The following is a 19,877-nucleotide window of genomic DNA, read 5'->3' as shown; positions in this document are numbered from 1 at the left end:
CGCACTCGGGCGCCCCTGCGCCAGCATTTTTCACAGCAGCCGTTGCACCGCCGCCGCATCCAGGCGGGGCACCCCCACCTGCGTCACTGCCTGCGCGCCGAAGCGGCAGGCGAGCTCTGCGCACGCGCGAGGAGGGAGCCCACGCAGGAGCCCCAGCGCAAAGCCCGCGAGGAAGCAGTCCCCGGCGCCGGTGGGGTCCACGGCCTGCACGCGCGGCGCCGCCACCTCGTGCACGGCCGTGCCCTCCAGGACCGTGCAGCCGCGCTCTCCGCGCGTCACCACCACGCAGCTGCGCGCGCGCAGGCGCTCGAGGTCGAGCAGCGCTGCCTCCTCCTCGCTCGCCTTGAGCACGTGCACGCGCGCGAGCAGGGGCGCGTAGGCCGTGCCCTCGAGCCGGCGTTGGCGCACCTCGCCCGCGGGGCCGCGCTCGCGCACCAGCGCCTGCGCATCCACCAGCACGCGCTCGCACGCGCCGAGCAGCGCCTCGAGCGCCTCGGGCAGGACCTCTCCCGCGATGCCGCAGGCGAGCCCCAGGGGCGCGCTTCCCAGCGCCCGCACCTGGGCGGCGCTCACCGGCGGCGCCACGTGGCCGAGCGTCAGCGTGCGCGCCTCGCCGTCGAAGCGGGCGACGAACTCGGTGGTGTGCGGGCCCTGTACCTGCGCGGGGTGCAGCACCTCGTGCGCGTAGCGGAAGTCCTCGCCCACGAGGCCGGCCACTTTGTGCTCGACGCCGGCCGCCGCGAGCACGCGCGACACGTAGGCCGCGGAGCCTCCCAGCGTGTGGCGCTCGCCCTCCGCGCGCTGCAGCCGGTCGTGGCAGTAGTGGCCCACGAGCAGCACCTGCGCGCTCATGCCTCCCTCGCGGTCACCCACACGCCGGGACGCGGCCGCAGCGTGATGGCGGGGCCGGGGAAGAAGGGGCGCCCGGGCTCGAGGTCCAGGCGCACGCGCGTGGCGAGCGTGGCGAGCACCAGCACCATCTCCATCAGGGCGAACTGGTTGCCGATGCACAGGCGCGGGCCGCCGCCGAACGGGAAGTACGCGAAGCGCGGCCGCTCCCTCTCGCGCTCGGGAAGGAACCGCTCCGGGTCGAAGCCCTCGGGGTTGTCCCAGAGGCCCGGGTGGCGGTGCGTCACGTAGGGGCTGAGCAGCACGAGGCTGCGCGCGGGCAGCGCGTAGCCCGCCACCGTGTCCGCCGCGATCGCCGAGCGCGAGAAGATCCACGCCGGCGGGAAGAGGCGCAGCACCTCGTCCACCACGCGCCGCGTGTACGCGAGCCTGGGCAGGTCCTCCACGCCCGGCAGTCTCCCGCCCGCGCACACCTCCGCGGCCTCCTGCTGCAGCCTGCGGCGCACGTCCGGGTGGCGGCTGAGCAGCGCCACCGCCCAGGTGAGCCCGCTCGCGCTCGTCTCGTGCCCGGCGAGCAGCAGCGTCATCACCTCGTCGCGCAGCTGCACGTCGCTCATGCGCTCGCCGGTGTCCGCGTCCTGCGCCTCCATCAAGAGGCTGAGCAGGTCCGCGCGCGCGTCCGCGCCCTGCTTGCGGCGCTCGGCGATGATGCCGTGCACCACGCGGTCCAGCGTGGCGATGGCCCGGTCGGCGCGGCGGTTGCCCGGCGTGGGCAGCGCGCGCGGCGGCGAGAGCGGGTTCATGATCCGCGCGTTCGCCAGCTCCTGCATCTCCGGCAGCACGCGCCCCACCTCCGCGGCCTCCTCATCCATCTCCGCGCCGAACAGGGTGAGGCTCGCGACGCGCAGCGCGAGCCGGCTCAGGCCCTCGGCCACGTCGAAGGGGCCCTGGCCGCGGCGCTGCAGCAGCGCCTCGGCGAGCGTCTGGGCCTCGGATGCCATGGTGTGCGCGAAGCTCGCGAGGCGCTGGCGGTGGAAGGCGGGCTGCGCGAGCCGGCGCTGGCGCAGCCAGAAGTCCCCCTCGCTCGTGAGCAGCCCCTGGCCGAGCAGCTCGCGCACCACGTTGAAGCCCGGCGTCTGCTTGTCGTAGCCGCGCGCGTTGTCCTGCAGCACGTGGCGGATGGCGTCCGGGCCCACGAGCAGCGTGATGCGCCGCGGGCCGATGGGGAACTGCACCACGTCCCCGTGCGCGCGCGCCTGGCTCACGAGGAAGGTGAGCGGGTCCTTCTGCATCTCGCGCAGGCAGCCCAGCAGCGGGGCGCCGCGCGGGCCCGGCGGACGGCGTGCGGGCTGCGGAGTGGGGGAGGGCAGGTCCATGACAGGGAGCTAACACGGCTGCGGGCAACCTGCTGCGCGACTGGACAGCGTCGTCCCCCACGCGCCAGCGTCGGTGCCCTCTTGCACTCTCTGGAGGCGCCATGCACCGCAGCAGGCTGAGCAACTTCGTCATCGACTGCCAGGTGGAGGACCTGGAAGCGGCCACCCGCTTCTGGAGCGCTGCGCTCGGGCGCAAGGAGGTGCCCGCGGACCCCGCGGACCCGAACTACCGCGGGCTCGAGGCGGAGGACACCGAGCCGCTCTTGCTCGTGCAGAAGGTGGGGCACGGCAGCCGCATCCACCTGGACATCGAGTCGGATGACCTGGAGGCGGAGGTCGCGCGGCTCGAGAAGCTGGGGGCCAAGCGCATCGGCTTCGTGAAGCGCTGGTGGGTGATGGAGGCGCCGACCGGACAGCGCTTCTGCGTCATCAATCCGCAGCGCGGGCCGCTCGACGGCAAGGCGAACGAGTGGCCGTGAGGGCTGGCGATGGATGCGACACAGCGCAGACGGATCGTCGGGATCCTCATCGTGGCGACGGTGACCCTGGTCATCGTGACGGCCGACCTGGCCATCGGTGGCCGCGCCGACCCGCAGCCGCTGCGCGCCGCCGCCACGCTGCTCGACGGCTCCTGGCGGTTCCGCACCGGTGACGACCCGCGCTGGGCGAGCGCCACGTGGGACGACAGCGGCTGGGAGACGGTCGAACTGACGGCGCCGCCCGGCAGCCACGACGGCGACGTGGGCCTGCCCGATTACGTGGGCGGATGGATGGCGCACGGTCACCCCGGCTACCACGGCTACGCCTGGTACCGGCGCGCGGTGACGGTGCCTGCGGGAAGCGCCTCGTGGGACATCCTCGGGCCGACGCTCGTCGAGGACGGCTATGAGCTGTACTGGAACGGCCAGCTGCTCGGTGGCTCGGGCCGGCTCGGTCCGCACCCGCGCCTCGTCGGCACGCGGCCGCTGCGCTTCGCCCTCCCCGCCGACGCGGCAGGCACCCGCGGCGTGCTCGCCATCCGCGCCTACATGCTTCCCGGCTCCGGGGGCAGCGCGGACGGCGGCGGCCTGCACACCGCGCCCTTCCTGGCTCCGCGGCCCGTGAGCGATGCGCTCCATCGCGCGCAATGGCAGCGGACCATCGCGGGTTACATCGCCGATGCCGTCGAGCCCCTCGCGATGCTGGCCCTCATCGGGCTGGCGCTCGGGTATGGGGCGCGCAGCAGCCGCAAGGGCTTCCTGGTCTTCGCCTGCATCGCGCTCGCGCTCACGGCCGCCCGGCGCAGCAACAATGCGATCGTCGCGTGGACGGACCTGCAGAGCCTGACCACTTATGGATGGCTGGCGTCGGTGATGTGGGTGCCGACCTTCGCCGCCTGGGTGCTGGCCTGGAACCGTTGGTGCCTGCCTCCGTGGCGCAGCGTCGATGTGGCGGCTGTGGTGCTGGCGGTCGCTGGGATCATCGGCGCCCTCACTCCCTCGGCGACCTGGACGAGTGTCTGCCGGCTCGGGTCGCTCGCGCTGTTCGTCGTGCTCGCCGCGCGCATCGTTCGCAGCGGCTCGATGCGGACCCTGGCGCTCGCCACGCTGGTCTCGATCATGGCCACCCTCTTCGGCAGCGAGTTGCTCGATCCGCTCGGCGTGCCGGGCATCTGGTTCCCCTTCGGCATCGGCGTGGCGCGGACGCAGTACCTCTATGTGATCGTCATCCCGCTGCTCGCCATCCTGATCGAGCGGACCCTGGGGCCAAAGGAAGCGCCGCTCGAGAGGCCTGGGAACGCGCGCGCGGCGTGAGCGCCTCGCGGTCCTTGTCGCAGCGCTCGGAAGGGAGACGGACGGGACGGGTTCGTGTCGCCTGCGCCGAGCGCAAGGGGGCGCCGGCCTGCGCGGCGCTCCGGGGGAGCCTCGGGAGCGAGCCTGTTTGAGTCAGGCGATGCGTCTCGAAGTCCTCCGCGTTGCGGTCACCGAAAAGCACACTCGTGCGGGCTCAGCGGGGGCAGGTCGGTGCGACGCTACAAACCTCGGGACTTTTCAAACCTCCCGAGGTTTGTCGTTAGCTCCGCACAGCACTCGGCTTGACACCCCCCTCTGTGTATCCCCGGAGCGGCGCGCAGGCCGGGGCCCCCGCGCGCTGGGCGAGGGCGAAGCACTTCCGTCCTGCCCGCCCCCTCTTCTGGCAAGAGCGATTCTCTCGCTGAGCGCCATCCACTCGCAGGGCTGCGACCTGTACCGAGTGGTCCGAACCTTGCATCTTCATCAGGCATGGTTCCCGCAAAGAAGCGACACAGTGCGCTGAGAGCGTGCCTAGCGTCCCTCCTCCTCGGCAATTGCATCGGACTGGCCCTGCGTCCCGCGGAGGGGAGCCTGTGGCCGGATGCGTTCGCTGCGGAGGGGGCCACTGCATGCGACACCACGGCGGGCGTCGAGTGGCTCGTGGCAGAGGCCCTGGTCTCGCACGGCGTGGGCGCGCGGCGTACGCAGCTGCGCCTCACTGCCGATGGCGACAGCGGGACGCTGGACATCGTGCGCGGCGGCCTCGAGGACGACTCGATCGACGCCGAGCGCCGCTCCTATCGGCTGCGGCACCACCCGGGGCAGTGGCGCGTCGAGGGATGCCGAGCGCTCGTGGTGGGATGCGCTTCCGGACGCGGCAACCCTCCCCACTGCCGTTGACGGTGCGGCCCGGCGGCCACAGCCCTCAGCGGTAGGTGAGCAGCGCGCGGTGCTCGGGCCGCTCGAAGTGGGCGTGCTCGTTGAGCGTGGAGAGGTGCCGGCCGCTCGAGCCGCACACCACCTTGGTGAGGCCGCAGTTGGCGAGCGCCCAGTTCACCCGGAACGCCGACGCATCCGGCAGCTGCAGCAGCGACTGCACGATGGCGGAGATGACCCCGCCCGAGGTGAACACGAGCACCGTGCGCGCAGGGCCCAGCGCGCCCACGGCCTCGTCCAGCGCAGCGAGCGAGCGCGCGCGAAACGCCGCCCAGCTCTCGCGGTAGTCCGAGTCGTGCGCGCCGGACACCCAGCGCGCCACCGCGTGGGTGAACAGCTCCTGGAACGCGCGGCGCGGGTCCGCCGTGCCCATCAGCTCCGCGCCCATCACCGTGGGGTCCGCGTAGCGCGCCGTGTGGCGCGCGAGCACCTCCTGGTGGTCGAACTCGTCGAAGCCCGCGAGCGCCCGCGGGGCGGGTGCGTGGGGGAGGGACGCGAGGCACGCCTCGGCCGTCTGGCGGTGGCGCCGCATCGTGCCCGTGAGCACGGCGTCCAGCGCGGGGAGGCGCTCCTTCAGCGCGCTGCCCAGCACGCGCGCCTGCTCGAGCCCGCGCTCGCTCAGCGCGTCGTAGTCCTTCGCGCCGAAGGAGGCCTGCCCGTGGCGCACGAGGAGGATGACGGCCATCTAGCCCCCCGCCTTCTTGATGAGCTTGCGGCAGCGCCACTGCAGGTAGTGGATGAGCACCCAGAAGTTCTTGAAGGCCGGGTTGCGCGTCTGCTTGTGGTGGTAGCGGTAGTAGATCTGCTGCGCGATGACGGCGAGACGGAACAGGCCGTACACTTCGTAGAAGGTCCAGTTGGCGGGCTTGAGGCCCGTGCGCTCGAGGTAGCGCGCCACCACCTCCTCGCGCCGCAGCATGCCGGGCAGGTGCGTGGGCTGGCGGCGCATGGCGCGCATGAGGAAGTCGTCGTCCGCCTGCACCCAGTAGGCGAGCGCGTTGCCCAGGTCCATCAGCGGGTCGCCGAGCGTGGCCATCTCCCAGTCGAGCACCCCCACCACGCGCGTGGGGTCCTCTTCGCTCAGCACCACGTTGTCCAGGCGCCAGTCGTTGTGGATGACGCAGGTGGCGATGTCCTCGGGGATGTGCGCGCGCAGCCAGTCGCGCACGTAGCCGAAGCGCGGCACGTTCCAGGTGTGCGCCTTGTCGTAGCGATCGCTCCAGCCCTCGATCTGCCGGCGCGGGTAGCCCGGGCCACGGCCCAGGGACTCGAGCCCCACCGCCTTTGCGTCCACGCGGTGCAGCTCCACCAATTTGTCCACCACGTTGAGGCAGAGCTGGCGGTTCTGCGCGGGCGAGAGGCGCAGGGCCTCGGGCATGCGCGCGCGCGGGATGAGCCCGGGCACGCGCTCCATCACGTAGAAGTCCGCGCCGATGACGGACGCGTCCTGGCACAGCGCCACCATGGTGGGCACCGCGGGGAAGGCGGGCTTCAGCGCGCGCTGCACCGTGAACTCGCGCGCCATGTCGTGCGCGCTCTTGGCCTTGGTGCCCGCGGGCGGGCGGCGCAGCACGTAGTCGTGGCCAGGGTAGTGCAGCCGGTAGGTCCAGTTGCTCGCGCCGCCCGAGTACTGGGTCACCTCGGGCGTGCCCTCGAGGCCCGTCACCTGGCCCTTGAGCCACGCGTCCACCGCGCCCACGTCCAGCGCCTCACCGGGGCGCTGCGCTCCTTCCGCGCTGCGGGTGCTCATCTCAGGCGTTCTCCTTCGGAGCCGGGGAGCCCATGGCGGCCGCCTGCAGCTTGCGCAGCTGCTTGCGGATGATGGCGGTGTAGGCGCCGCGCGGCAGCAGGCGCTTGAGGCGCCACGCGGCGCGCCCGTCGGCGTGGGGCAGCACGTAGAACTCCTTGCGCTCCACCGCGCGGAAGATGCGCTCCGCGATGTCCTCCGCGGTGATGGGCGAGCGGTCCAGCAGCTTGTTCATCGCCGCAGCGAGCCCCGGGTCCTTCGTGCGCATGGACTCGTGCAGGTTGGTGCGGAAGAAGGAGGGGCACACCACGCTCACGCCGATGCCTGCGTCCGCGAGCTCGTTGTCCAGGGTCTCCGAGAGCGAGACCACGGCCGCCTTGGTCGCGTTGTAGCTGCTCATCAGGGGCACATCCATCAGGCCGGCCATCGAGGCCACATTGACGATGTGCCCCGCGCCCTGGCGCTTGAGCAGGGGCGTGAAGACGCGGCAGCCGCGCACCACGCCCAGCAGGTTGATGTCGATGATCCACTGCCAGTCCTCGAGCGGCAGGTCCTCGATGGCGCCTGCGCCGGCCACCCCGGCGTTGTTCACCACCACGTCCACGCCGCCCCAGCGCTGCTCGAGCGTCTGGGCCACGCGGCGCAGGTCCTCTTCCTTGCGCACGTCGCAGCGCAGGAAGAGGCCGTCCGCGCCCAGCTCGCGCTCCACCTGCGCGCCGCGCTGCTCGTGGAGGTCCCCGATGCACACCTTGAAGCCCGCGCGCGCGAAGCGCAGGGCGATGGCGCGCCCCAGCCCGCTCGCGCCGCCGGTGACGAAGAGGCGCCCGGGCTTCACTCGCCCCTCCTGCCGCCGTGGCCGCGCTTGGCCAGCTCGATGCGGGCGATGAGCCCCTTGTGCACCTCGTCCGGGCCGTCCGCGAGCCGCAGCGAGCGCGCCTGGGCATAGAAGCCGGTGAGGGGTGTGTCGTGGCTCAGCCCCGCGCCGCCGTGCAGCTGGATGGCGTCGTCCACCACCTGCTGCAGCACGTTGGGGGCCACCACCTTGATGGCGGAGATCTCGGTCATCGCGCCCAGCGGGCCCTCCTCGTCCAGCTTCCACGCGGCGTAGAGGGTGAGCAGGCGCGCCTGGTCGATCGCGATGCGCGCCTCGGCGAGCCGCTCGCGGTTGCCGCCCAGGTTCATCAGCGGCTTGCCGAAGGCGGCGCGGCCCATGGCCCGGTCCACCATCAGCCCGAGCGCCCGCTCGGCCGCGCCGAGGCAGCGCATGCAGTGGTGGATGCGCCCGGGGCCGAGCCGGCCCTGCGCGATCTCGAAGCCCTGGCCCAGCCCCGCGATGACGTTCTCGCGCGGCACGCGCACGTCGTCGAACTCCACCTCGCCGTGGCCATAGGGCGGGTCGTACTCGCCGTACACCGCCAGCATGCGGCGGATGTTCACGCCCTTCGCGTCCAGCGGCACCAGCACCATGGAGTGCTGGCCGTGGCGCCCCGCGCTCTCGTTGGGCGTGCGCGCCATGAAGATGGCCACCTTCGCGTCCGGGTGGCCGAGGCCCGTGCTCCACCACTTGCGCCCGCGCAGCACCACCTCGTCGCCCTCGAGCACGGCCGTGGCCTGCATGTTCGTCGCGTCCGAGGAGGCCACCTCCGGCTCGGTCATGCAGAACACCGAGCGGATGTCGCCCGCGAGCAGCGGCGTGAGCCAGCGCGCCTTCTGCGCCTCCGAGCCGTACTTCCAGAGCACCTCCATGTTCCCGGTGTCCGGCGCGTTGCAGTTGAAGATCTCCGGGGCGAGCAGGCTGCGCCCCATCTCCTCGGCCACCGGCGCGTACTCGAGCGTGGTGAGGCCGGGGGAGAGAGCGGCGTCCGGCAGGAAGAGGTTCCACAGCCCCTCCGCCTTCGCGCGCGCCTTGAGCTCGCGCACCTTCGCGGGCACCTTCCACGTCCGCCAGTCGGGCCCTTGCGCGTGCTGCTCCTTCAGCACCTCCATCTCCACCGGAAGGATGTACTCGTCGATGAAGCGGCGCACCCGCTCGCGGTAGCTGCGGGACCTCTCGCTGGGCTCGAAGTTCATGGGGAGGATCCTGCTCCCGCGCCCCTTGATGAAGCCAATGAAAGTGCGTCAGGGTGAACCATGAACGCGCTTCACAAGACACCGAGCCTGCAGGCCCTGGACCTGAACCTGCTGCGCGCCTTCGACGTGGTCTACCGCGAGCGCAACCTCACCCGCGCCGCCGAGCGCCTCTTCCTCACCCCGTCCGCCGTGAGCCACGCGCTCGCGCGGCTGCGCGAGGCCTTCGGGGGCCCGCTCTTCGTGCGCGAGGGAAGAGGCGTCGCGCCCACCCCGCTCGCCGAGCGGCTCGCGCCCCGGGTGCGCGAGGGGCTCGCGCTGCTGCAGGGCGCGCTGCAGGGGGCGGCCCACTTCGACCCGGCGCAGGACCTGGGGCAGGTGACGCTCGCCATGCACGATGAGCTGGAGCCCAGCGTGCTGCCCCCCTTCGCCAAGGCCCTCGCCGCTCGCGCCCCGGGAGCCCGGCTCTCCAGCGTGCGGCTGGAGCGCACGCGGCTCGCCCGGGACCTCGCCTCGGGCCGGGTGGACCTGGCAGTGGACGTGGCCCAGCCGGTGGCGCCGGAAGTCGCGCACCGGGTGCTGGTGCGCGACGCCTTCTGCGTGGTGAGCGGCCGCAAGCGTCGGCTCACCCCGGCCGCCTACCTCGCGGCGCGCCACGTGACGGTGTCCAGCCGCCCCACGGGGCTCGCGGTGGAGGACCTGATGCTCAGCCGCCAAGGGCACCAGCGGGACGTCGCCGTGCGCTGCCAGCACTACGAGGCCGCCTTCCGGCTGGTGGCGGACTCGGACCTGCTGCTCACCGTGCCGCGCCACCGGGCGGCCTCGCTCGGCGCCGCGCTGGGCAACCACCTGCTGCCCTTGCCCCTGCCGCTCCCCCCGGTGGAGCTGCACCTGTACTGGCACCGGCAGGCGGAGGAGGACCCGCGCTCGCGCTGGCTGCGGCAGGAGCTGCTCGCAGCGGCCGGAGACAGGAAAGTGCAGCGGGGGTCCACAGGACGTTGAAATGTGCGGGTCCCGAGGGCACCTTTGCCTCTTCATGACCCAGAGCACAGAGGGGCTGTCGGCCGAGGCCCAGCGCATCGTGGTCGAGGAGGAGACGCTGCTCGCCCGCACGCTCGCCGCGCTGGCCGCCGCGCGCCGCCGCGCGCGCGGGGCGCAGGCGGTGCCGGGGCTCGCCGAGGAGCTGGCGGCGCTGCGCGAGGAGGCCACGACCGCGAGCACCGCGGACCTGCCCCACCTCTTCTTCCAGCTGGACATGGCGCGCGCCGTGGTCGAGCGCGCCGGGGCGGACGCGCTGCCGGACGCGGTGGCCCCCTACTTCGCGCACCTGAAGCTGCACACCGCCGCGGGCTCGCGCGACTTCCTCCTCGGGCGCGGCTCGTTCACCGACGCGAGCGCGGACATCCGGGTCATCGACTGGCGCACCGCCCCACTCGCGCGCGTCTTCTACAACTACGACGCGGGGGACGCGTACGAGGAGTGGTTCGGCGACCGGCTGAGCGAGGGCACGGTGGAGGTGCGCCGGCTGGTGGTCATCGAGCGCGGGGTGCTCACCCGCATCAGCGCCGGCGCCTTGCGGCTCGAGAAGGTGGACGGGCAGTGGCGGGACGTGGGCGCGGGCAGCGCGCTCGCGGGCGGGGCGGGCACGGCGGTGCGCCCCGGGGCGCTGGGGGTGGGGCTCGGGGGCCCGCACCACGCCGCGCGCTTCGACATCACGGCGCTGCTCGACCCGCAGCAGTACGCGGCCCTCAGCGTGGAGGCGGACCGGCCGCTGCTGGTGCTGGGCAGCGCGGGCAGCGGCAAGACGACGGTGGCGCTGCACCGGCTCGCGAAGCTCGCGGCGGGGGAGAAGAGCCAGGCCGGGCGGCACCGGCTGCAGGTGGTGGTGCCCGAGGAGGGGCTCGCCCGGCTCGCGCGCCGGCTGCTCGCGCCGCTGGAGCTGGAGAAGGTGCCGGTGAAGACGCTGGGCACCTGGGCCTACGACGCCGCGCGCGCCGTCTTCGGGGTGCAGAAGCTCAAGGTGTACTGGGACACGCCCGCGCTCGTCAGCCGCCTCAAGCGCCACCCCGCGCTGCGCCCCGCGCTGCAGCGGCGGCTCGGCGTGCTCAAGGGCCAGGGGCTGGGGCTCCCGGGGCTGCGCCGCCGCCTCGCCGAGGCCTATACGGACCGGCCCTTCCTGCTCGAGGTGGTGGCGGCGAGCGGCGGAGAGCTGCCGCGCACGGCCGTGGACGAGACCGTGCGCCACACCATGGCGCAGCTGCGCACGCCCCTGGACGTGGAGCACCGGGGCATCGACCCCGAGGCGCTCATCACCGTGGACGGCAAGAGCATCGCCGAGGACACCCCGGACGAGCTCGCGGGCACCCTGGACCTGGACGACCTGCCCATCCTCATGGCGCTCAAGGCCGAGCGCCAGGCGCTGCCGCTCGAGCGCATCGCGCACCTGGTGCTCGACGAGACCGAGGACTTCAGCGTCTTCGAGCTGTACGTGCTGGGCAGGCTCCTGGGCGAGGACCGCAGCTGCACCATCGCGGGGGACGAGATGCAGCAGACCAGCACGGACTTCGCCGGCTGGCCCGCGGTGCTGCAGACGCTGGGCGTGCCGGACGCGGAGCTGTGCCGGCTGCAGGTGTCCTACCGCTGCCCGCGGCCCATCGTGGAGGTGGCGCGCAAGGTGCTCGGAGAGCAGGCGCCGGCGAGCGCCCAGGCCCCTGCGCGCGAGGGCGTGCCGGTGGGCTTCCACCACTTCCCGGACGAGGACCCCGCGCAGCTCTTCCTGCGCGACGCGCTTCGCGACCTGCTCGAGCGCGAGCCGCGCGCGGCCGTGGCCGTCATCGCCGCGAGCCGCGAGAGCGCGGACGCCTTCTACCGCGTCGTGCAGGACATGCCCGGGGTGCGCCGCGTGGTGAACGGGCAGTTCACCTTCGAGCCGGGCGTGGACGTGACGGACGTGGACGACGTGAAGGGCCTGGAGTGGGACTACGTCATCCTCCCGGACGCGACGGCCCGCGCCTACCCGCAAACGGCCGAGGCGCGCCGCAAGCTGCACGTGGCGGTGACGCGTGCGTCGCATCAGCTGTGGGTCGTGAGCAGCGGCCTGCGGTCGCGACTCTTCGGGTGAGGGCAGGGCGCACACCGCGCGCCTCTTCCCAGCGTCAGCCCATGCCGCTACCTTGCGCGCCCCTCTTCACCCAGGACCCTCTCCCATGGCCCGCATCTCCCAGGATCAGACGCAGGAGCGTCACGCCTACGTGCTCGAGCTGTTCCGCGAGCAGCCCGAGCTCAGCCGCGCGGACGCGCTCGCGGCGTACAAGGCCCGCTTCGGCGCGAGCCTCAACCCCAAGACCCTCAACGAGCTGCGCGAGCAGGCCCAGGCGGAGGCCGCCAACGGCCCCACCGGCGCCTCTGCGGACGACGTGGTCGCCGCGCTCACCCGCTCGGCGGATGCCGGCGCCGCGAGCAGCAGCGCCGCCTCCCCCGCGCCCGCTCCCAAGGCGCCCAAGGCCGCCAAGGGCGCGAAGGTGAAGAACCTCTTCATCGACGCGGCGCCCGAGCAGCTGCAGTTCCTCGAGCAGATCGTCGGCCAGCTGCAGGAGGCCGGCGCCACCAACGTGCGCGTGGACCACGCGACCGAGCGCTGGATGGTGCTCGCCGTCGAGACGAAGTAGCCCGCGGTCTGCGCAAGAAGCACGACGGGGGTGGGAGCCGCTCGGCGCCCACCCCCGCTGTTCTTCGGCCGAGTTGCCCCCCGGACTAGTTCTGGAAGGGGTTGTTCTCGGCGAAGTACTCGTGGCTGTCCGCGTTGTCGAGCGCGCCCGAGGGGCTGCTCTTCGCGAGGTTCTTCGCAGCGGTCTGGCCGTAGGCGCGGTCATCGGTCGCGGCCACCACGTTGAAGTGGCTGATCTCGTGGATCAGCGTGCCGCCCTTGGAGTCCGTGCCGGACATCGGCGCGCTCCAGAAGGCGCTGCACAGGTAGATGCGGTACGGCTGGGTCGGGTACACGTAGGCGTAGGCGCTGTCCGTGCAGCCGCAGTCGAACGCGATGTTCTTCGTGTCGATCGTGCTCTTGATGTTGGTGAAGTGCGTGCGCGCGGTGCTCCAGTTGGTGCTCGTGTAGGCGCCGAACCAGGTCACGTAGCGCGGCTTCGAGCCGGGCGTGCCGTTGAGGTAGCTCACCGAGTTGTTCGCGTAGCTGCTCGCCTGGCTGAGGGCAGAGGAGAGGCTGCTGCGGCGGGTGCTGCTGCAGTTGGCCGCGTAGCTGGTGGTGCCGAACAGCTCGTGCACCTGGCCATCGCTCTCGAGCTGCGGACCGCTCTGGCGGCCCTCCACCCACAGGGTGAGGTCGTTGGAGCGCAGCGCGGAGACGCGGCCCTCGGAGTCGTGCGCGCCCGAGAGGTCGAAGCGCACGCTGTAGCTGCCCGTCTCGGACAGGTCGTACACGCTCGCGAGGTCCACGGTGGAGGTCAGGCTCTCACCGGGCGCGATGCGCAGGTAGTCGCCCGCCGTGGGCGCCGGGCGCTTGTAGTGCGCGCCGAGGTACTCCACCGGCTGGCCGTCGCGCGAGACGGCGAAGAGCGAGTCCTTCACGCCCTCGGCGGGGGTGTTCCAGCGCAGCACGCGCACCGCGTGGGAGCCCGCGTTGCGCAGCGTCACCGTGACGAGCGCCTGCTCGCTCATCGCCATGCTGCTCTTCGCCGCGGACACGCTCGCCTCGAGGGCGCTCGCGTCGAGCTCCTGCGCGTCGTCCGAGACGACCGCGTCCTGCTCACCGTCCGCCGGTGCACCGCACGCACCGAGGAGAGACACGCCAACGAGGCACCCAACCACGAAGCTGAGACGAGGGCTGCGCATGAAGCGACCTTCCTTTTCTGGGGATGCGCGCCGGTGCTGCGACCAGAGGACCCGAGGGGGTGAAAGCGGCGCGCGGGCGCTGCCTTGAGCAAGGGCGGGGCCAGGGTGCACGGGGACCCGTGCACGGGGACGCAGGGGGTTGGAATGTCGGGTGGTGGACTGTGGAGCGGCGCGGCTCCCCCGTTCGACAGGCGAAACGCAAAGGGCGTTTACGTCCCGGCGCCTGGGGCGAAGAAGACTGCGGACTTGCGCCGCAAGTGTCCTCTGTCCGAAGTCAGGGCAGGGACAGTCGGGCTGTCTTGGATCGCGTCAGCCCGCGGCGCCGAAGGCGATGGGTGCGGCGAGCGCGGTGTCCGGGATGCCGAAGGCGTCCGTGAGGGCGACCGCGTCCGGGGCGAGCTCCGCGCACAGGCGCTCCACCTCGCTGCGCACCGCCTTCCACTTGCCCGCCTCCAGGTAGTCGTGGGCGAGGAACCAGCCGCTCGCGGCCTCGAGGCAGCTCAGCGCGTAGAGGTCGCACAGCCGCGAGAGCACGGCGCGCACCGGGCCCTGCTCGAGCGCCTCCACGCCCTGCTGGAACTGCTCGAGCACCACGCGCTCCACGTGCGCGTGCGCGAGCGCGACGAGGTGGGGCTGCACCTGGTTGAAGGCCTCGAAGGCCTCCATCCCGTCGCCCAGGCGCTTGCGCAGGCGCGCGGCGACGGAGGCGAGCAGGTCCTGCTCGCGGTAGCGCAGCGCGCGCAGGTGGAAGGCGCCGTCGCGCAGGTGCTCGCTGCCGGTGCGCCTGGCCGCGATGGGGTTGCGGTCCGTGACGGCCGTGGCGGCGCGCTCCAGCACCAGGCGCACGAGGCTGCCCACCCGGTCGTCCTCGAACTGCTGCCGGTAGCCGGTGAGCAGCCCCTTGGCGACGAGCTGCAGGAGCACCGTGTTGTCGCCCTCGAAGGTGGTGAAGATGTCCGAGTCCGCCTTGAGCGAGGGCAGCCGGTTGCTCACGAGGTAGCCCTGGCCGCCGCACGCCTCGCGCGCCGTCTGCACTGCCTGGGTGGCGAAGGAGGAGGCGTAGGCCTTGAGCCCTGCCGCGAGCCCCTCCACCTCCTGGGCGTCCTTCTCCGTGCGCGCGACGTAGCGCGCCACCAGGTGCTTGAGGGCGAAGTCCAGCCCGTAGGTGCGCGCGAGCGGGACGAGCAGCCGCAGCTGGTGCGTGGGGTAGTCCAGCAGCCGCACCTCCGCGGGCGCCTCCGTGAGCTGCGCGCCCTCGGGGCCCTGGGGCGCCTGCGCGGGGCCGAACTGGCGGCGCGTGTCCGCGTAGCGCAGCGCGATGGTGAGCGCGCTCTTGGCCACGCTGTTGGCCGCGTGCGCCACGCTCACCCGGCCCGCCACCAGCGTGCCCAGCATGGTGAAGAAGCGCTTGGAGGTGCTGGCGATGGCGCTCGTGTACTCGCCCTCGGGGCTCACCTGGGCGAAGCGGTCGAGCAGGTTCTCGCGCGGCACGCGCACCTGGTCGAACCAGAGGCGCCCGTTGTCCACGCCGTTGAGCCCCATCTTGCGCCCGCAGTCCTCGATGCGGACGCCCGGAAGGGGCCGGCCGCCCTCGTCGCGCAGGGGCACCAGCAGCGCGTGCACGCCGTGCTGCTCGCCGCCCACCTCCAGCTGCGCGAACACCGTGGCCATGCGCCCGTGCGCCGCCGCGTTGCCGATCCACTCCTTGCGCGCGCTCTCGTCCGGGGTGTGGACGACGAACTCCTGCGTCGCGGGCTCGTAGCGCGCGAGCGTGCGCAGGTCGCGCACGTTGGAGCCGTGGCCCAGCTCGCTCATCGCGAAGGCGCCCGGCAGCTGCACCGATGCAATGGCGGGAAGGAGCGCGTGGTGGCGCTCGGTGCCGAGGAAGTAGACGCTGCCGCCGAAGAGCCCGAACTGCACGCCCGCCTTCACGGTGAGGCTCAAGTCGAAGAGCGCGAGCGTCTCGAAGGCGGTGATGAAGGCGCCCAGGTCCTGCGCCTCCCCCAGGCTGGGGAAGGCGAGCCGCCCGAGCCCCGCGTCCCCCAGCGCGCGCAGCCAGGAGAGCACCTGCTCGCGGTAGGCGCCCGTGTCGCGCTCGTCCACGTAGCGGAAGTCCTCGCGCTCGAGCAGCCGGCGCACCCGCTCGCGCACCTCGGGGTAGGTGCGCGAGAGCAGCGCGCGCAGCTGGGAAGCGTCGAAGGAGGCGGCGGGGCGCTGCGGGCGGGCCTTCACGCCCGGGCGCGGCAGCAGCAGGCGCGTGGACTCGGGGCCCTGCAGCCCGAGCGCGCGCTGCACCTGCCCGAGCGCGGGCAGCAGCTCGGGCGGCGCGCCGGAGAGCTGCGCCCCGAGGCTCGCCAGGTCGCTCGAGGCACCGGGGGCCGCAGCGTCCGCGGCCATGCGCGCCTTCAGGTGGCGGCGCAGCTGGGCGAGCGCGCGCGCGTCCGGCGGAGAGCGCGGGTCCAGCCACCGCGCGAGCGCCCCCCGTGCCTCCTCGCCGAGCCAGGGCTGGGCGCGCGCGAGCTCGCGCACGGAGTCCAGCTCCTCGGCGCTCAGGGTGCCGTCCGCCCAGGCCACGTAGAGCATCGGCAGCAGCGGCGCGAGCGGCCCTTGCGCGAGCAGCTCCTGGGCGGACGGGGAGGGGGAGGGTGCAGCTGCGGACATGGGGGACGTCCTCCGGGACGGGTCGGCGACCGCCTGAGCTTTGGCACCCGCGCCTGCGCGCGCAAGGTGGGAAGGCGCCTGCAGGTCACTCGCGTAGCGCCCAGGGGCAGGTGGTGTCCGCACGCCGGGACCCCTACCTCAGGCGCCTACGCCGGGTCGGGGAGGGGCGCGGAACATGGGGACGCTGAGGCGCTACTTCGAGGTGGCCGGGCAGCTGTCGCCCGGCGAGCTGGCGGCCCTGGCCGCCCGGCGCGCGTACCGCAGCGCGCGCCAGTCCCTGCACACCAACAGCGCCGGGGTGAGCCCCGAGCGGCTGCTGCAGGCGCTGGGGGCCGCGGGGCCCCACGCGCTCGCCGAGGTGGCCTTCGCGCGCCGCAGCGTCCTGGCCTGGTGCGACGTGGCCCGGCGCGCGGACACGGTGGAGGCGCTCGCGCTGCTGCCCGGCGCCTGCGTGCGCGCGCTCGCCCGGGCGGACGCGGCGCTCGCGCGCCGGGTGCGGCTCTTCGGGCGCGAATACGCGATTGCCGTGGGGGACCTGGACGCCTGGCACCGCGACCCCCTCAGCGGCCACCTCTACCCGCGCGTTCCGGCGCGCGCGCTGCGGCTGCGGGTGCCCGGCTCGGACCCCAAGCTCCCCTGGGCGCTGGGGCGCCTGGACTTCGTGGTGGCGCTGGGCCAGGGCTACTGGGTGGCCCGCGACGAGCGGCTGCGCGAGGCCTACGCCGAGGGCTTCTGCGCCTGGGTGCACGAGTTCCTCGACGCCTGCCCCGTGGGTGAGGGCGTGCAGTGGGCCTGCCCCATGGACGTGGCCCTGCGCGCGGCGAACCTCGCCCAGGCGCTGTGGATGTTCTCGGACGCGGCCTGCGTGCGCGCGCCCGCCTTCCTCACCCGTGCGCTGCAGGCGCTCGTGCACCACTGCGCGTACGTGGAGGCGCACCTCGAGGACGCGTGGAGCGTGCCCAACAACCACCTCGTCTCCAACTACGTGGGGCTGCTCACCGTGGCGGCCCTCTTCCCGCGGCTGCCGGGCGCGCGAGGCTGGGGGGCGCTCGCGGCGCGGGGCCTGCGCGAGCAGATGCAGCGCCAGGTGCACCCGGATGGCGTGTCCTTCGAGGGCTCGCTGCCCTACCACCGGCTCTCGGTGGAGCTCTTCACCCTGGGGCTGCTCGCGGCGCGCGCCGCCGGGCGCCTGCTGGGGCTCGGCTACACCTTGCGGCTGCGGCGCATGGTGCGCGCGGTGCAGGCCTGGTGCGGCGCGGGGGGCAGGGCGCCGCAGCTGGGGGACAACGACTCGGGGCGCGCCTGGCCGCTGCAGGAGCGCGAGAGCCTGGACCACGGCTACCTGGTGCCCTTCGGGGCGGCGCTGTTCCGCTCGCAGCGGCTGCGCGAGGCGGGGGTGCCACTGCCGGACGAGGCGGTGTGGCTCCTGGGCGCCGGGGGCCTGCAGGACTTCTCGCGCCTGCGCCAGCGCGCCCGGCGCCCGCGCGTCTTCCGCTCGCGCGCCGGCGGGGTGCACGTGCTGCGCGGGCAGGAGGCGCTGGTGTGCGTGAGCGCCGGCGCCGTGGGGCAGCGCGGCACCGGCGGGCACAGCCACAACGATCAGCTCTCCTTCGAGCTGCACCTGCGCGGCCTGCCGCTGCTCGTGGACCCGGGCACGGGCACCTACACCCGCGACCTGCGCCTGCGCCACGCGCTGCGCAGCACCGCGGCGCACAACACCCTGGAGGTGGACGGACAGGAGCAGGCGCCGCTGAACCCCGAGCAGCCCTTCCTCCTGCCGGAGGGCGCGCACGGGCGCCTGCTCCACGTGAGCGAGGGGGACACGGTGCTGCGGCTCGCGGCGAGCCACGAGGGCTACCTGCGCCTGCAGCGCCCGCTGCAGGTGGAGCGCCACTTCACCCTGGACTCGCTGCAGGGGGCGCTCTCGGTGGTGGACGCGCTGCAGGGGGAGGGCAGCCACGCGGTGGCCTCGCGCTTCCACCTCGCGCCCGGCTTGCGCGCGCAGGTGCGCCAGGCGACGTGGGCGGAGTACTCGCGTGCCTGCGACGTTCCGGGGGCGCCGCAGGGCTACGGCCCGGACGCGGTGGAGCTGTGGCGCGAGCGGCGGCTGGAGGCGGTGATGCTCTTCACGCCGGAGCTCACGGTGGGGGTGGAGGCGGGGCTGTACAGCGCGGGCTACGGCGAGCTGGGCAACGCGCAGGTGGTGGTCGCGCGCGGGCACCTGCGCGCGCCCGTGCAGCTGGGGGCGGTGCTGCTCTTCTCCGCCACCTCGCTCGCGCGAAGGAGCATGCCATGAGGCTGCTCTTCCTCACGCCGCGCTTTCCCTATCCGCCGCACAAGGGGGACGTGCTGCGCGCGTATCACCAGCTGCGCACCCTGGGGCGCGAGCACGCCATCACGCTCCTGAGCATGGCGGACCGGCCGGTGGCGCCCGAGCACCTCGCGCACGTGCAGCGCCTGTGCGAGCGCGTGGAGGTGGTGCCGCTCAGCCGCCTCCAGGTCCTGCGCAACCTGGGCGTGGGACTGCTCTCGCGCCTGCCGCTCCAGGTCCGCTACCACCACTCGGAGGCGTTCCAGGGGCGGCTGGAGGCGCTGCGGCGCGAGCACCGCTTCGACGCCATCCACGTCACCCTGATGCGGATGCTGCCGTACGTGGAGGGGGTGCAGGACACGCCGGTGGTACTGGATCTCATCGACTCGCTCACCCTGAACCTGGAGGGACGGAGGACGCAGGTGCGCGGGGTGAAGCGGCTCGCGTACGAGCTCGAGTACCGGCGGGTGCGCGACTACGAGCGCAACGTGGTGAGCCGTCGCACGAACCTGGTGGTGTCCTCGCCCGCGGACCAGCGGCTGTTCGGGGAGGACGCGGCCTCGGTGATTCCGAACGGCGTGGACGTGGATGCCTTCCGCTTCCAGGGGGCGGAGGGGCGGCGCGCGGACACGCTCATCTTCACCGGGAACATGGGCTACCAGCCCAACGAGGAGGCGGTGCTCTGGTTCGCGCACGAGGTGATGCCCCGGCTGCGCGCGGTGCGTCCCGGGGTGCTCTTCCGCGTGGTGGGGATGGCGCCGAGCGAGCGCGTGCGGGCGCTCGCCTCGCGCGACGTGGAGGTGACGGGGCCGGTCGCGGACATGGGCGAGGCGCTGCGCGACGCGAGCGTGGCGGTGTGCCCGATGCGCTCGGGCTCGGGCATCCAGAACAAGGTGCTGGAGGCGATGGCGGTGGGGACCCCCGTGGTGTCCTCGGCCATCGCGAACCGTGGGGTGAATGGCGTGGACGGGCGCGACCTGCTCGTGCGCGACGACCCCGAGGGCTTCGCCCGCGCGGTGCTGCAGTTGCTCGGGGACGCGGGGCTGCGCCAGCGCCTCGGGCAGGCAGGGCGCGACTACGTGGAGCACCACTTCCGCTGGGAGCGCCACGCCGAGCGGCTCGCGAGCCTCTACGCCGCGCCTGCAGTTGGAACGTGAGCGAAGCTGTCCCCTCTCCCCCTGGGAGCACCCCTTTAAACCTCATCGTTTGACGTAGTCGACGGTGCCGGCGGCGAGGACGCGGGAGGTGGCGACCTGTCGCAGGTACTGGGCGTGGGGCACGCGGCGCTTCTTGCGTTTGGGCTTCGG

At 73.3% G+C, this 19,877-nt stretch carries 16 protein-coding genes; 8 read left to right on the top strand and 8 right to left on the bottom strand.

From position 1 onward, the window contains the following. Positions 1 to 30: 30 nt before the first annotated feature. On the bottom strand, positions 31 to 852 hold the full coding sequence (locus FGE12_RS11005; protein ID WP_153866393.1) for a PfkB family carbohydrate kinase: 822 nt from the start codon (positions 850 to 852) through the stop codon (positions 31 to 33). Further along, on the bottom strand, positions 849 to 2,225 hold the full coding sequence (locus FGE12_RS11000) for a cytochrome P450 (RefSeq protein WP_153866392.1): 1,377 nt from the start codon (positions 2,223 to 2,225) through the stop codon (positions 849 to 851). Before FGE12_RS11000 ends, FGE12_RS11005 begins: the two co-directional genes overlap by 4 nt. Positions 2,226 to 2,326: 101 nt before the next feature. Here FGE12_RS11000 and FGE12_RS10995 point away from each other — a divergent pair, with 101 nt between their 5' ends. The 3 genes from FGE12_RS10995 to FGE12_RS10985 all read left to right on the top strand — a co-directional run bounded on the left by FGE12_RS10995 (position 2,327) and on the right by FGE12_RS10985 (position 4,897). Next, on the top strand, positions 2,327 to 2,704 hold the full coding sequence (locus FGE12_RS10995; RefSeq protein ID WP_153866391.1) for a VOC family protein: 378 nt from the start codon (positions 2,327 to 2,329) through the stop codon (positions 2,702 to 2,704). A 9-nt stretch (positions 2,705 to 2,713) separates the two neighbouring features. Further along, positions 2,714 to 4,018: a glycoside hydrolase family 2 gene (locus tag FGE12_RS10990; RefSeq protein ID WP_153866390.1), complete on the top strand. Its 1,305-nt coding sequence runs from the start codon at positions 2,714 to 2,716 to the stop codon at positions 4,016 to 4,018. Positions 4,019 to 4,657: 639 nt separating this feature from the next. Beyond that, positions 4,658 to 4,897, top strand: a complete 240-nt coding sequence (locus FGE12_RS10985) for a hypothetical protein (protein WP_153866389.1) — start codon at positions 4,658 to 4,660, stop codon at positions 4,895 to 4,897. Between the two features lie 25 nt (positions 4,898 to 4,922). Here FGE12_RS10985 and FGE12_RS10980 read toward each other — a convergent pair whose 3' ends face one another. From FGE12_RS10980 to FGE12_RS10965, 4 genes are read right to left on the bottom strand one after another with little or no spacing between them, the layout of a single operon-like run. Then, the gene (locus FGE12_RS10980; RefSeq protein WP_153866388.1) at positions 4,923 to 5,618 is read right to left on the bottom strand and encodes a histidine phosphatase family protein; all 696 of its coding nucleotides are present in this window, start codon (positions 5,616 to 5,618) and stop codon (positions 4,923 to 4,925) included. Then, entirely contained in the window at positions 5,619 to 6,683 is a 1,065-nt protein-coding gene (locus tag FGE12_RS10975; protein ID WP_153866387.1) for a phosphotransferase family protein, read from the bottom strand. Between the two features lies 1 nt (position 6,684). Further along, positions 6,685 to 7,515, bottom strand: a complete 831-nt coding sequence (locus FGE12_RS10970) for an SDR family oxidoreductase (RefSeq protein ID WP_194797792.1) — start codon at positions 7,513 to 7,515, stop codon at positions 6,685 to 6,687. Further along, positions 7,512 to 8,750 carry an acyl-CoA dehydrogenase family protein gene (locus FGE12_RS10965; protein ID WP_153866386.1) on the bottom strand — a complete coding sequence of 413 codons (1,239 nt, stop codon included), beginning with the start codon at positions 8,748 to 8,750 and terminating at the stop codon, positions 7,512 to 7,514. The genes FGE12_RS10970 and FGE12_RS10965 overlap by 4 nt, the downstream gene beginning before the upstream one ends. Before the next feature lie 60 nt (positions 8,751 to 8,810). Between FGE12_RS10965 and FGE12_RS10960 the strand changes: the two genes are divergently transcribed. The 3 genes from FGE12_RS10960 (at position 8,811) to FGE12_RS10950 (ending at position 12,415) form a co-directional block, all read left to right on the top strand. Further along, positions 8,811 to 9,749, top strand: coding sequence for a LysR family transcriptional regulator (locus tag FGE12_RS10960; protein ID WP_153866385.1), 939 nt, complete (start codon positions 8,811 to 8,813; stop codon positions 9,747 to 9,749). A 34-nt stretch (positions 9,750 to 9,783) separates the two neighbouring features. Then, a complete protein-coding gene (locus tag FGE12_RS10955; RefSeq protein ID WP_153866384.1) occupies positions 9,784 to 11,868 on the top strand; it encodes an ATP-binding domain-containing protein in 2,085 nt (694 codons plus the stop codon). An 85-nt stretch (positions 11,869 to 11,953) separates the two neighbouring features. Continuing rightward, entirely contained in the window at positions 11,954 to 12,415 is a 462-nt protein-coding gene (locus FGE12_RS10950) for a hypothetical protein (RefSeq protein WP_153866383.1), read from the top strand. Positions 12,416 to 12,500: 85 nt separating this feature from the next. Here the strand turns inward: FGE12_RS10950 and FGE12_RS10945 are convergent, their stop codons facing one another. Together FGE12_RS10945 and FGE12_RS10940 are read right to left on the bottom strand one after the other, a co-directional pair. Further along, complete coding sequence (locus FGE12_RS10945; RefSeq protein WP_370458959.1) at positions 12,501 to 13,553, bottom strand: M35 family metallo-endopeptidase; 1,053 nt, start codon at positions 13,551 to 13,553, stop codon at positions 12,501 to 12,503. 354 nt (positions 13,554 to 13,907) lie between these two features. Further along, positions 13,908 to 16,259, bottom strand: coding sequence for an acyl-CoA dehydrogenase (locus FGE12_RS10940; protein ID WP_153866381.1), 2,352 nt, complete (start codon positions 16,257 to 16,259; stop codon positions 13,908 to 13,910). Between the two features lie 175 nt (positions 16,260 to 16,434). Between FGE12_RS10940 and FGE12_RS10935 the strand changes: the two genes are divergently transcribed. Both FGE12_RS10935 and FGE12_RS10930 read left to right on the top strand, forming a co-directional pair. Beyond that, positions 16,435 to 18,555, top strand: a complete 2,121-nt coding sequence (locus FGE12_RS10935; protein ID WP_153866380.1) for an alginate lyase family protein — start codon at positions 16,435 to 16,437, stop codon at positions 18,553 to 18,555. After that, positions 18,552 to 19,727, top strand: coding sequence for a glycosyltransferase (locus tag FGE12_RS10930; RefSeq protein ID WP_153866379.1), 1,176 nt, complete (start codon positions 18,552 to 18,554; stop codon positions 19,725 to 19,727). The genes FGE12_RS10935 and FGE12_RS10930 overlap by 4 nt, the downstream gene beginning before the upstream one ends. Positions 19,728 to 19,877 lie beyond the last annotated feature (150 nt).

This window comes from Aggregicoccus sp. 17bor-14 (assembly GCF_009659535.1).
Taxonomy (GTDB): domain Bacteria; phylum Myxococcota; class Myxococcia; order Myxococcales; family Myxococcaceae; genus Aggregicoccus.
Note: the sequence above shows the minus strand (reverse complement) of the source record. Positions and strands in the feature narration are given on the sequence as shown.

Coding starts and splice junctions, on each gene's coding strand:
- FGE12_RS11000 (WP_153866392.1), bottom strand. CDS start 2,225: ATGGACCTGCCCTCCCCCACTCCGCAGCCCGCACGCCGTCCGCCGGGC.
- FGE12_RS10965 (WP_153866386.1), bottom strand. CDS start 8,750: ATGAACTTCGAGCCCAGCGAGAGGTCCCGCAGCTACCGCGAGCGGGTG.
- FGE12_RS10930 (WP_153866379.1), top strand. CDS start 18,552: ATGAGGCTGCTCTTCCTCACGCCGCGCTTTCCCTATCCGCCGCACAAG.
- FGE12_RS11005 (WP_153866393.1), bottom strand. CDS start 852: ATGAGCGCGCAGGTGCTGCTCGTGGGCCACTACTGCCACGACCGGCTG.
- FGE12_RS10935 (WP_153866380.1), top strand. CDS start 16,435: ATGGGGACGCTGAGGCGCTACTTCGAGGTGGCCGGGCAGCTGTCGCCC.
- FGE12_RS10990 (WP_153866390.1), top strand. CDS start 2,714: ATGGATGCGACACAGCGCAGACGGATCGTCGGGATCCTCATCGTGGCG.
- FGE12_RS10960 (WP_153866385.1), top strand. CDS start 8,811: ATGAACGCGCTTCACAAGACACCGAGCCTGCAGGCCCTGGACCTGAAC.
- FGE12_RS10995 (WP_153866391.1), top strand. CDS start 2,327: ATGCACCGCAGCAGGCTGAGCAACTTCGTCATCGACTGCCAGGTGGAG.
- FGE12_RS10950 (WP_153866383.1), top strand. CDS start 11,954: ATGGCCCGCATCTCCCAGGATCAGACGCAGGAGCGTCACGCCTACGTG.
- FGE12_RS10975 (WP_153866387.1), bottom strand. CDS start 6,683: ATGAGCACCCGCAGCGCGGAAGGAGCGCAGCGCCCCGGTGAGGCGCTG.
- FGE12_RS10955 (WP_153866384.1), top strand. CDS start 9,784: ATGACCCAGAGCACAGAGGGGCTGTCGGCCGAGGCCCAGCGCATCGTG.
- FGE12_RS10940 (WP_153866381.1), bottom strand. CDS start 16,259: ATGTCCGCAGCTGCACCCTCCCCCTCCCCGTCCGCCCAGGAGCTGCTC.
- FGE12_RS10980 (WP_153866388.1), bottom strand. CDS start 5,618: ATGGCCGTCATCCTCCTCGTGCGCCACGGGCAGGCCTCCTTCGGCGCG.